The sequence below is a fragment of the Parablautia muri genome, assembly GCF_009917485.1.
Lineage (GTDB): Bacteria > Bacillota > Clostridia > Lachnospirales > Lachnospiraceae > Suilimivivens > Suilimivivens muri.
Window position 1 is genome coordinate 1 of record NZ_QZDT01000077.1, and the last position, 11,678, is coordinate 11,678.

At 35.4% G+C, this 11,678-nt stretch carries 10 protein-coding genes and 1 pseudogene; all 11 read right to left on the bottom strand.

What is annotated here, in order from left to right; all coding sequences use genetic code 11:
- Window positions 1-277: 277 nt before the first annotated feature.
- The gene (locus D5281_RS22570; protein WP_160562193.1) at window positions 278-541 is read right to left on the bottom strand and encodes a DUF6429 family protein; all 264 of its coding nucleotides are present in this window, start codon (window positions 539-541) and stop codon (window positions 278-280) included.
- Window positions 542-594: 53 nt separating this feature from the next.
- Complete coding sequence (locus D5281_RS22575; RefSeq protein WP_160562194.1) at window positions 595-1,143, bottom strand: hypothetical protein; 549 nt, start codon at window positions 1,141-1,143, stop codon at window positions 595-597.
- Window positions 1,144-1,651: 508 nt separating this feature from the next.
- Window positions 1,652-3,364: an ATP-binding protein gene (locus tag D5281_RS22580; RefSeq protein ID WP_160562195.1), complete on the bottom strand. Its 1,713-nt coding sequence runs from the start codon at window positions 3,362-3,364 to the stop codon at window positions 1,652-1,654.
- A 117-nt stretch (window positions 3,365-3,481) separates the two neighbouring features.
- Window positions 3,482-4,816, bottom strand: a complete 1,335-nt coding sequence (locus tag D5281_RS22585; protein WP_160562196.1) for a hypothetical protein — start codon at window positions 4,814-4,816, stop codon at window positions 3,482-3,484.
- Window positions 4,719-5,996, bottom strand: a complete 1,278-nt coding sequence (locus tag D5281_RS22590; RefSeq protein ID WP_160562197.1) for a DEAD/DEAH box helicase — start codon at window positions 5,994-5,996, stop codon at window positions 4,719-4,721. The genes D5281_RS22585 and D5281_RS22590 overlap by 98 nt, the downstream gene beginning before the upstream one ends.
- A gap of 5 nt (window positions 5,997-6,001) precedes the next feature.
- Window positions 6,002-6,790 carry a hypothetical protein gene (locus D5281_RS26185; RefSeq protein ID WP_277935557.1) on the bottom strand — a complete coding sequence of 263 codons (789 nt, stop codon included), beginning with the start codon at window positions 6,788-6,790 and terminating at the stop codon, window positions 6,002-6,004.
- 52 nt (window positions 6,791-6,842) lie between these two features.
- Window positions 6,843-8,099: pseudogene (locus tag D5281_RS26190) on the bottom strand (site-specific DNA-methyltransferase).
- Window positions 8,100-8,311: 212 nt separating this feature from the next.
- A complete protein-coding gene (locus tag D5281_RS22600; protein ID WP_160562198.1) occupies window positions 8,312-8,686 on the bottom strand; it encodes a TnpV protein in 375 nt (124 codons plus the stop codon).
- 6 nt (window positions 8,687-8,692) lie between these two features.
- Window positions 8,693-10,054 (bottom strand): plasmid recombination protein, encoded by a 1,362-nt coding sequence (locus tag D5281_RS22605; protein WP_160562199.1) that lies wholly within the window; start codon window positions 10,052-10,054, stop codon window positions 8,693-8,695.
- Between the two features lie 195 nt (window positions 10,055-10,249).
- Entirely contained in the window at window positions 10,250-10,699 is a 450-nt protein-coding gene (locus D5281_RS22610) for a hypothetical protein (RefSeq protein WP_160562200.1), read from the bottom strand.
- A gap of 15 nt (window positions 10,700-10,714) precedes the next feature.
- On the bottom strand, window positions 10,715-11,678 hold a 964-nt coding region (locus D5281_RS22615; protein ID WP_277935558.1), incomplete at its 5' end, for a ParM/StbA family protein.

Here is an 11,678-nt window from a genome sequence, read left to right on the forward strand (position 1 = left end):
CTAAAAACTCTAACCCCAAGTTTACAGGAGAACGCCATATATTTCACTACACGTTCTTATTTGACGCTTACTTTTTATCTGATATTGCTCCTAAAATCGGCTGATTTTTTTGAGAATCAGAAATTTTAGAAGCATTTTAGAAGCACGAGCTTGGATATGATGTGTATAATTTCAGAGAAATTCACTCCAATCTATATCGCCAGCCGTTGGCTGGCGAATTGCTATCAGCATCATTAACTTCAACATAACGATATGATGCATTTCTATTGATTATGTTTTACCAGTCTGCTACGTTATATTTTTCTAAAAGCTCTTTTGCTTTTACCTCGCCCTCTTTGGTGATATACATGGATTTTGCTCGATGTGAGCCCTGCCTTATGTAATCTTTCTCATCAAGTTTGTTAAGCACATCAAAATTATAACCTTTCCACGCATACTTATCATCTTTATTTGCAAATCTGTCCTGTTCCGTAAAATGCGACAGATAAATCAACATCATTGTCAGTTCTTCCATTGCTATCTTTGCATCTGTTTTATCCATGCTGTTCTCCCTCCACTTTTAATCTTTTTATTTCCTGATATGCAATTGTCCATTCATAAGTCATAGTGTAGATTACCATTTGATTTTGCTGCCAAATAGGTCTGTTTGGACTGTTCGGACATATTTCTGCCCAAACACACGCCATACGGGGCAACGATTCCGTCATGAATAATAACATCCCTGAATGGCATCAATGTAGCTTCCACAATCTGCGGCATGGGATAACCTCCCAGTATTTCTTTCCACGAAGAGTAAATTCCTTTCACAACATATACCTCATTGTTATCAACAGAAATCAACACAGATCCTTTTCTTAAATGTCTGTCCACTATAAATTTCCCATGTATTGCTCTCTTCCAGCTACTGACAATAGCTATTTCTTCTTCATCCATCTTTTTAAAGCCTGACAGCACAAATTCATCAATTATATCTTTATCTTCCCATAATTTAGAAGATATAAACGCTACTGATTTTAGCGGCAAACCTTTAGGCGATGTCATCCCATAAAGTTCCTTTATCAGCTTATATTTTTGATTTACAAAATCCAATAGAGCTATCCATAGATCATAAAATTGTTCCGCTTCCTCATCTGTTAAAACCATACAAATACACCTTCATCCTTTTTATATTATCCATCAGCAACATTCTATATAATATCATTTACCCCTATATGCTCAAAACTTCCGTAGACAAACACAATTTTGACCTTATCAATTGCTGATTCCGACTTGATCGTTTTAGCATAAGCTACTCATCTTGGATAATTCTTGTTTAAATCTTGGATAAACCTTGTTTAAATTACACCTTTATTACAAAATATTTAACCAACTATTCTTTGACTTATTGCAAGGAATAATACATTAACTTAGTCCAAGATTTAGCTCAACTTTAGTCCAAAACAAGTCCAATTTAGTCCAAGCTCTGAAAGTAAGTCCCAAAACGATCTAATTCCATTGAAAATAAACTCAACTTCTCATTCATCAGCCAAAGTCTCATATCTCATAACCAATTGATTCTGACCATTCTATTTCTATATAAATCGCCACCTTGAATAATTCTTGTTTAAATCTTGGATAAACCTTGTTTAATTTACAATTTTAAAACAAGATCTCACTTTAATATCCAATTAGATTTTTGCTGGTTTTCTGAGTCAGTATCAATAATGCCTTGTTTTCTCAGCGCTGTAAGCATATTTCGGATTTTATTTTCTTTTTGGGCATCACTCAACACATTTGGCAGCTTATCCCATAACAATTCCCGAATATCCTTCTTTTTGGCTTTTTTATACTGTTTCAGATATTCAACAATTAAATCCTTATAATACTTATCATCAAACCCCTTATTTTTAATATAGTTTGTACTCTCATCAATGCTCTTAGCCGCTGATGCCGATAAATATAAACTTGTTATCCTGCCTTCTACCAGTTTCAATGCCCGCAGTCTGTCTACATCCTCTTTTTCTATCGACAAGCCTTTTTGGACCCTATCAAGCAAAAACACTGTCTGTAAATCTAAATCCTGATGATCATACAATATGTGCATATAATTATCATTCAAGGTTTTACCATATACCGTCACTTCAACCTGTGTCCCTGAAGATACATTGTAGTCCGGCAGTGGAAAATACTTCGCCTTTTGAATATTATATGCTCGGCGGATTCCCAATGTTGCGGTATCAATCATATGAAATGCCATCATAGAATCTGCTAAAAGTTTATTTCTATAAAATGGCGGACTGTAACTTACTTCCAACACGTTCTCTATTTTCTGTGGAATAAAGTCCCCCGGATTCGTAAATTTAATTTTGTCCTCAAATTCATTCACATAAATCCTTCCACCTAACTGATAATTCGTATGCGCAATACAGTTGTTAAGCAACTCCCGAATTAGCCAGCTATTATATTGCTCTGTTTCCATCGGAAACAGCGTCAACTGATTAGGCATATAACGGTAAGTCAGATTTCGTACTTTCGCAAACACTTTATCCACTACATTGATAAATGGAATCTTAAAAATTGCATAATCTTTATCCATTCCATCCGCGCCATACAACCTCCACATAATGCTCGGCGCAGTCTGAAACATATAATCAAAATCCGAATTCCCCAACAGAAGCATTCCTGCTTGTGTAATTTTGCCATCTATCATAAGCTTAATCTTTGTAAGAAACTGCTCATCACTCATAGCATCCACTTCTGCCGAAATGTGCTCCTGATTCATTTTTTCTTTATATTTTTCTCTTGCCAAATCTATTGCCGTCTTATCCAAGTGCTCTATTGTTGCCTTTTCTAATACCTGTTTTGACCAGTCCTTACGTTCCTGTGAACGAATCGCGTCTATCTTATACTGTTTTAATGCAACAAGACTTTCTCCTGCCCGTTCATAGTAATTCGTTTTCCAATCTGTTGGAATGCCAGTTGCTGCCGCAGGAATTTTGAACATAAGCACTCGGTATTCTTTGCCATTCACAATCGGAAATATTTCCATAATATCATAAAATGTCATTCCATTGGCGGTATCTCTGGAAATCTCATATTTGAAACGCTCAAGCAGACTTTTATCCCCCCTTTTAAATGAGGTTCCTACTACCTGTTTTGTCTTGTTCTGCTCTCCAACTCCAAAAACAAGCCATCCATATTGCTGTTGACGCAGGTTTGCTTCATTACTTATTGCAGAAAAATATCTTCCAATTTTATCTGTATCATACCCACCTTTAGCTTCTTTAAACTCAACAATTTCAAATTCCCAACGCTCCATGAGCATTTCTAAGATTTCATAATATTCAATATCTTTTTCGGATTTGCTATATTCAAAATAAAGCATAATTTACCACCTTGTATAAAACTATTATAATATCTCCTGCATTATTATAATTACTTAAATTTGTATTTCCTCTGTACTCTATATTACCACATGTGTATTAACTCCTATTTATGACTTTTACTTATTATCTTCTTTCTCTAGACCATCTTCCAAAACACCGTGAAAATTTGAAGTAAAAATTCTTCCATCCTTTATATACTGAAAATATGCGCTATAATCAGATGGACATAAAAAGTTAAAATAATATTTCTCCTGTATTCCTACTTTTGCTAACTCTGCATTAAGCAATTCAAAATGTTTTTTCGCAGCTCGATACTTAGCACAATTTTCTTCCGAAATATCGCCATCAGATTTTGTTTCTGCCACTAAAATATTTTCTCCAATTTTAATAAAAAAGTCAGGATTGAAACCTTTAAACACAGCTCCCTTATTCTTCTGATAGTCAATTGAATAAAATCCGATATCTCTAGCTTTTATCCATGCATCTATCTTTTGAGCCACATCATCTGACACTAAATAAGATACAAATTTCTTTTCAGGTTCTTGCATAGTAAATACAACATCTACAGGCGTTTTATAATTGTACTTATTTACTTCTTTCACCTGTTTTCCCATAATTTCATCGCGTATATTTTCTAATCTCTCCTTCTTAGCATCATCCATATCAGAAGCATATGTGCTTGAAAAAAACATAGTAATATACTGTTTAATATGGCTATATCTCTCTGTTAATGCTCTCATAGAGCACGTTTGAATTTCAATTACATCATCTACTTTTTTATTAAAAACAGGTGTTGCTGGTTTTCTACGAAGTAATCCCGAAAATTTACCATAAATTTTATTAGCATTTTCAATTGTTAATTCGTTCCCCTGAATGCCACAATCTTGCATAGACTTTTCGATAAAGTTTTTTATTTCAGAAATAGGTGGAAGTTTTTCTTTTTCATATTGTCTGCTTTCAAAAATGAGTTTAGCCTCCAATGCCCTTCCCTTAAAACTCTCTGATATTTTTCTCACAACCTCATCTACAGTAATTGTTTCCTTTCTAACCTTTGTAGCTTTCGATACAATACTTCCTCTAATATTTTCATATTCTGTTTCTTGAATTTCTTCTTCCACTTGAGAAACTAACTTCATTCCATTTGTCAAGTCAAAAATCTCTTGAGTGTTTGTAGATGATTTCTTCGTTGTTCGTTCCTCTTTAGTATAGTCAATGGAATGAATGACAAAATTATATTTATTTCTTTCATCAGAACTTGAAATATCACTCGTAAGTGTCAATTCCATCTCAAGAATTTCATCTACCAAAGATTGAATATTCCTACTCCAATTCGCATGATTATAAACTCTAACTTTAGGCTGACCATTCAATCCCTCTGGTATTCTTAATCCCCTTCCAAGAACTTGTGCAATTAAAAGCTCTATCCTCCCACGGCACAATCTGAAATACATTCTTAACGTCCCAACCTTCGGTCAACATTGACACAGAAAAAATCCATTGAACTTTACTTTCCTTCTCATCAACCCTACTTAATAGCGCAAGATTCTTTTTATGTTTTGAAGCAGATGTAACAACTATAGCTTTCCCTTCTGCAACCTCTTTGTTAATATTCTCCTTCCTCATAAGAAATTCTATAAAATCCTCGCATAAATTACTCACAGATTTTATATCTTTACCAACAATTAGAGTTATTGGCTTCATAGCACTATACATTCTACAAAATTCCTCGTGATTATCATATATCTTTTGGAATTTAGCATTTTGGTCTAAACCTTCATCCTTTGCAACATACTCAACCATTTTTACAACACCATCATCTATTGCTTTTCTCAATGAATATCTATATAAAACATCTGTGAAATATTCATTTTCAATATACGCTGTTCCTGTTGTACCTATAATATATTTAAAATTATTTTTCCCAAGCAAAAACTGTTTCCATTTCTTAATGTCTTTGTCAGATGACACATTGTAAGCATGATGAATCTCATCATTTAATACTAATGTATCGCTTCCACCATTTTTAAAACTGTCATTTATAGATGATCCTGTATTCTCATATACTGCATGGATATTTTCTATACAAATATCTCCAGATTTAATTGTGACATTAGCATCAATTATTCTAGGATTCTTTATCACACACCACAATGGAATATATTCCTTTAAATCTACTCTACTCGCTAATAAAATGAATTTATTCCTTAATTCTCTTTCGATAGTAACAGATGGACATAAAAGCAACACTCTTTTTACCAAACCTATTGCGAGCAGTATTTGAGCTATGCCATATAAAACAAAACTTTTTCCGCTGCCTGTTGCCAAATCAATTACTCCAGAAAGTTTATTAGGTAATTGAATTGCATGAATTAAGTTTATTTCTTTTGAATATTTTTGTTGCAGCACAGTGTTAGTAGCATAATTCTCCTGGGCTAACTGATTTATAGATTCATATTCACCTGACGCCATGTATATTATAGCCACTTTAATGGCTTCTTTTTGATATTCTCGACTCCCACAAAGACAATCCAGATATTTATCCCATTCATTTAGATTTAATTTACTTGGATCATAATTCGTTTTAACCTTAAGGACAATATTTGATTCTTCTATTTTTAAAATGCCTTCCATATTTGTTACTCCTCTAAAACTTTGGTTTCCATAAACTCATTTCCATAGATATCTATATAAACAACTTTAATCATATTAGTCTTTGAACTTATAGGAACAACAATCTGCTTACATTTCTTAAGCATCGTTCTTACTGATTCATCTTCCTTTATGCTATTCTTTTTTTCATCTATTAAATCTTCCGCAAAATAGTATTCAGACATATTAAAAGACACATCTCCCTCTTTATTGCAATTGTCTATTAATACCATAGATAAGCTTTCAAAGTTCTTTAGAATTTCTCCATTTTCATCATAGTCATAATCAGATAAAAATTTTGTTATCTTCAAAAAATACTCATTTTTCTTTTTTACTATTGAAGATTCAACTTCGGGCTGTCTAATAAAGTGAAAACCAATTGCATTTTCCAAATCATTGATTTCCTTCTCATTTTGTGGTTGTTTAAGCTTTTTAAATGAATTGGAGTGGAGTTCTTTTATTACTTGATACGGAATTTTCAAAAAATAATATTTAATGCCATCTATTTCATAGTAATCATTTATAAATGCTACACATGTTGCTGGCGCTACAATATAAAATCTCTCTTGTAGTGAACTACCAATATGCTTATGCAGTTCTTCTACATACTCCTCATCTATATCAGCATTTCTAAACTTTTCATCCCAATATGGATAAACTTTTACATAATATCCTCTTTTTTCACCATCAATACTAATTCCATGAATATCTTTCTGTCCAATATCCTCAATATCAAACAAAGACATTACAAACTTTTTATATTTTCCCTCATCCATCGAAAATACTTTAGACAAATCATACAACCCGGCCGTTAACACGGAAAAATGCTTAACTACCTTTCCATACAAAGAATTCACAGATATATTTTCTAAGGACGTATATGCCTTGCTTTTTTTTTATCTCTAATAAACGTTTCTGAATTGTATATATTGAAAGTTTACCAATATCACATCCAATCCATTTCCTGTTTAGTTTTTCAGCGGTTACCAATGTAGTACCTGATCCTGCAAAGCAATCTAATACAATATCCCCTGGATTTGTTACTGATAAAATTATTCTTTCGATTAGTTCTTCTGGTTTTTGAGTTGGATAGTTTACCCTCTCTTTCGACTGAGAATTAACTGGATCAATATCATCCCATAAACACTGTAACGGAGTTCCTTTTAGTTCATCCAAATACTTCTTAATTCGAATTCCACCTGTCTTAGTTATGTATAATAAGCCTTTTTCATCATATTCTTTCATCGTAGATTCTGGACATCTCCAAAGACCTTCTACTCCTTTATATGTATATGTATATCCTCCACCTGAAAGTCCCTTTGCAGTTAATGGACTATCCGTCCAATGACGTCCATCTTTATCTTTACGATGATATCTTTTCAAATGTTTCTCTGAATATTCCGCATATTGTTGATGCCAAATATAGTTCTCAGCATTTTTAGCATAAAACAATATATATTCTGTATTTATTCCAAATTTTCCTGCGTCATTATGAGCGCTCGTTCTTTTTCAAGTTATCTCATTTATAAAGTTGGTTTCACCGAATACTTCATCCATTACAACTTTGATGTAATGAATCTTTCTATAATCTAAATGAATAAAAATAGAACCATCCTCAGCTAAAAGTTCTTTAAGAATAATTAATCTTCTTCTCAAAAACTCTACAAATTCAGCCCCTTTCACCTTATCAGCATAAGCCTTTTCACCTTTTTTCCCTTTAAATTCTTGTTTTAACGAAAATGGCGGATCTATATAAACAAGTTTAACCTTTCCTTTTACTTTATCTGTAATTAAAGGATCTTGGTTAAAATATAAAGATTTGAGAATTTGTAAATTATCTCCAAAGATAAGTAAATTTCTCCACTCATCATCTACCGCATCTCCTATTGTTCTTTCCAATTGAAAAGGAATACTATTTACTTCATCAGTATCTGACAAAATATCTTCTTTCCTCATTTTTCCCAAATAGTTTAATTCATACTCTTTATTATTTATAGGAAATAAGAGTGTTTTATATTCCTCTGGAATTTCCTCCCCATTTTCAAGGCAAGCAACTATTTGATCTTTTACTCCTCTATCTAACATCTATTCTTCCTCCTCAATTGTTGAATCTATCTAACCAACAAATATATTATCGTACACATATCGTTTTTCTTGTCGTGAATAACCAGACAATCTATCATGCATAATCTTCCAAGTTAAGTTTACTACAAAATATCCAAATTGTCATTTAGATTCTCTTATATATTGTACCTAATTGAGGAATGGGACAGATATCCTCTGCCCCATTCCAATCCTTATAATATGCATATTATTTCTTCCCTCACGATCTCCTCCGCTCTCGCCCTAATGCTATTCATTCTCTGCACCCAAAGCATCTGATCCTGTTCCTTTAACTGCTCTGTCACTTCCTCCCTCTCTGCCATCTGCTCCACCAGCAAATCAAACCTTTCCTCTGCCCGAATCTGTATTATAAGCAGGTGTTTCTTTAATTCGCCTGATAGCAACAAACCCGCATAAATACCTCTCTTGTAATTTTTCAAATAAGATTTCCGCATCAGTCCAAATTTCCTTAACTCTCCTTCTGGCTCCGAATCGGGAATTAAGTTTGGTATTAAATAATCTCCACATTTTTCATAGGTTATGTTCATTGTCTGTTCCTCTCTTTGCATAAAAATCTACATTTCCTGCTGCCACCGCTTATTCTTTTCCGGCAATACCTGCGGATTTTTTCTCTGACGGTTGTGTTCAGTCGCATCCGCTTTTGCATCTTCCAGCTTTTGTTTCATCGTCTTTGGGGCAAGCGATCTTACAAATTCCACAAACGCCTCTCCAAGTCCCATTGATGCTACAAACCGTTTTAATTTTTCGACTTGCTCAGTAAGCACAGCTATCTTCTTCTCCAAATTTGATATCTTCTTCTCATACTTTTCCAAAAGATGATTTCTTGATACTGCCTTATTAAAAGCATCCAGTATTTTATTCCAGTCGCTTTTCTTCACCTTTACATATTCCTCGCTACTGAAAAGATTGGCTACCGGAACGGCAGCGCTTTTCATATTTTTTGTTTCCGCCGCCACTTCCTTTGAAATCAATTGAAATGTGTCTGCCCTTAAATCATGTTTGGCAAGGACCTCCTGCGCCGCCTTTTCTTTTGCCTCTGCTTCCTCAATCTGTTCCGTAAGCTCCTGCGCCTGCAAAAACAATTCATTGTTATGTACTTCCATTTCCAGCACCTGACCATGTAGGTCAGATGCCCGCTTCTGCAAACTTTCATTACACTGCTCCAAAGTTTCATTCTGCTTATCCAGCTTTTCCGCCTCTGCCTCAAGGCACTCTACTTTCCTCATTACCGCTTTGTACTCCGGCAGAGTAAGATTATCGCGCTTATCTCCTTTGATTTCTACCTCTATTCCACGCTCTCGGCATAAATCCATTAAATAATTACGCTCTCTTGCCTCCCAGTCGATAACCTCATTATCATACCTGCCTTTACCCTTTTGAAATCCCATCTGCTGAAGAACCTTGGAAATGCTGTTCCTCGTTTTCATGCCTTTCTTATATCCGTCCGCCACAGGGATATAATCTATATGCAGATGCGGCGTTGCCTCATCCAAATGCAGGACACAGTTGAATAAATATAAATTGGGATTGCGTTCCTGAAAAGTTCTTGCATACTCATCCAATAAATCAACCGCCTCTTTTGCCGCTTCTGTGAGATTTCCGTTTTCATCCACAACAGCCGTATCGTACTTTGTGCCAAGCTGTACGATATTTTCATAAAATACATTTTCCCCATTATCAGAATTTTCTATCTTTTTCACATAATTACTGATTTTTCTGTCGTTGCGCTTCTGTCCTGCATTATATTCCCTGACCGCTTCACCGAAACACTTTTCATAAGCATCCGCTATGGATTCCCTGATATATGCTCTGTTCCAGCCTGTTCTTTCCGGGCAGACATTGTTGGCTTTAAATTCCCTGTTGTTATGCGCCAGACTTCCATCGCCTTTTGGAAAAGATATGGTTCTTCCCACCATTCCCTGCCTCCTTCCTGTCTTTTCTGTGTATATCTGCTAACTACGGTTTTGTTATTTTTGTCAAAAGTAAGCCTTATTACTTCTGACGCATACGCATCAGAAGTAACGGCGCCCTGCGGGGCTGATGCCGCAGATACAGCGGCATAGTCTGCCATGAAACCCATCTGGCAGACTGCTCATTCCGGCAAAAACCGCCTATTCGCCCATTGCAAATGCAAATGCCATCATATCCTCGGACAATTCCGGCTCCTGCGTCTGCTCCATTCCGTCTGCATTAGTCTTTTCTATCAGCTCTTCTGCATCAAAATGAACTGCGGAAACATATTCACTGAAACTGTTACGGATCTGCTCTGTCAAAACTTTCTGCAACTCTTGAATGATTTCATGAAATTTTTGTTCCAATGCCCTATCCAGCATCTTCCAAAGAATATCATTATCGTACTCCAGTAAAATAGCAGAATCGTTCACCGCCTTATCGGTTTTATCCCCTATTTTTCCATCAAGAACCGCCACAAACGCATCAGAAAGCGCCTTCCCATAAGAACCGTCTTTTCGTGTAATACTCTGCAAATATTCCCAAGTCCTGCGCTGGTTTTCATCTTCCATGCAGAATTTTATATTGCTGCATTTATAGGTCTTTCTCATTCTAAAGCCTCATTTCTACAATGACTGTCTGCGCTGCTTCTGTGCTGCAAGGTACTCATATCCTTTTGCATTGGCACAAATATCAGTAATAAAAGTAACTTCCGCTTTATCTGCCAACTCTGTGTAATTCCGAAGCAGACATCCGCCTCCGCCAATCACATATAAATGCACCAAACCTTCTTTATAACCATAATCCACCAAACGCTTTCTAATATTTTCTGCATACTGTTTTGCTATACGCTCCACTTTTACAGCCGTAACATCCGTTCTTCCCTGTATACCATTCCAGAGAAGCGGTTCAATCAGCATTTCGGGTATATCTTCACCATTTTCTTTTGACAGCTCTTTCTGTATCTCCTTCATGCAGATACCCACACCAAATTTATCTGTCACAAGACTCTTTTCCAATGGCTTGTTATCAATAATCTGCATCACGTTCATGGTTCCGTTTCCAATATCTGCCAGCATATTTATCCCTGTCATTGCACCCAAATTCACAATCGCGGCAAATCCCTGCGGAAACACCTCTACACTGCACAAATGCACATGATATCTCTCTTTTCGGAACTCAAAGTGCAGCTCCTGTTCTTTCAACAGATAATGTTTAAAATCTGCCCCCTGATTTTTCATCCACGCAAGCGGAAGTCCTACCGCCAATGTTACATTCGCTTCATGCAGCCCTCTAAACTTCAATTCTTCTGCCAATGCCGCAAGCGTCAAAATATGAAAATCCTCAGATTCCGTTTTGTTGCCCTGATACACTAAATGCGACTCTCCTATCACATAAAACTTATCCTTGTATTTTACAAAATTCCTGCTTACAATCGGTTCTTCCTCCATACACTCCACACCCGTCTTAAATATTCTGTGTGCTGTCTTCATATTTAATGCTAACATTAGCATTAAATATGTTATGCAAAGGAAAATATAATCCTGACACTTTTTAGTGATCAGCAGAATAACAGCATTTTGCCATAAA

Bases quoted from the DNA above. Each gene is read 5' to 3' on its own strand.
- D5281_RS22605 (WP_160562199.1), bottom strand. From the start codon at position 10,054: ATGGTGGGAAGAACCATATCTTTTCCAAAAGGCGATGGAAGTCTGGCG.
- D5281_RS26185 (WP_277935557.1), bottom strand. From the start codon at position 6,790: ATGGATGAGGGAAAATATAAAAAGTTTGTAATGTCTTTGTTTGATATT.
- D5281_RS22610 (WP_160562200.1), bottom strand. From the start codon at position 10,699: ATGAGAAAGACCTATAAATGCAGCAATATAAAATTCTGCATGGAAGAT.
- D5281_RS22575 (WP_160562194.1), bottom strand. From the start codon at position 1,143: ATGGTTTTAACAGATGAGGAAGCGGAACAATTTTATGATCTATGGATA.
- D5281_RS22570 (WP_160562193.1), bottom strand. From the start codon at position 541: ATGGATAAAACAGATGCAAAGATAGCAATGGAAGAACTGACAATGATG.
- D5281_RS22580 (WP_160562195.1), bottom strand. From the start codon at position 3,364: ATGCTTTATTTTGAATATAGCAAATCCGAAAAAGATATTGAATATTAT.
- D5281_RS22600 (WP_160562198.1), bottom strand. From the start codon at position 8,686: ATGCAAAGAGAGGAACAGACAATGAACATAACCTATGAAAAATGTGGA.
- D5281_RS22590 (WP_160562197.1), bottom strand. From the start codon at position 5,996: ATGGAAGGCATTTTAAAAATAGAAGAATCAAATATTGTCCTTAAGGTT.
- D5281_RS22585 (WP_160562196.1), bottom strand. From the start codon at position 4,816: ATGTATTTCAGATTGTGCCGTGGGAGGATAGAGCTTTTAATTGCACAA.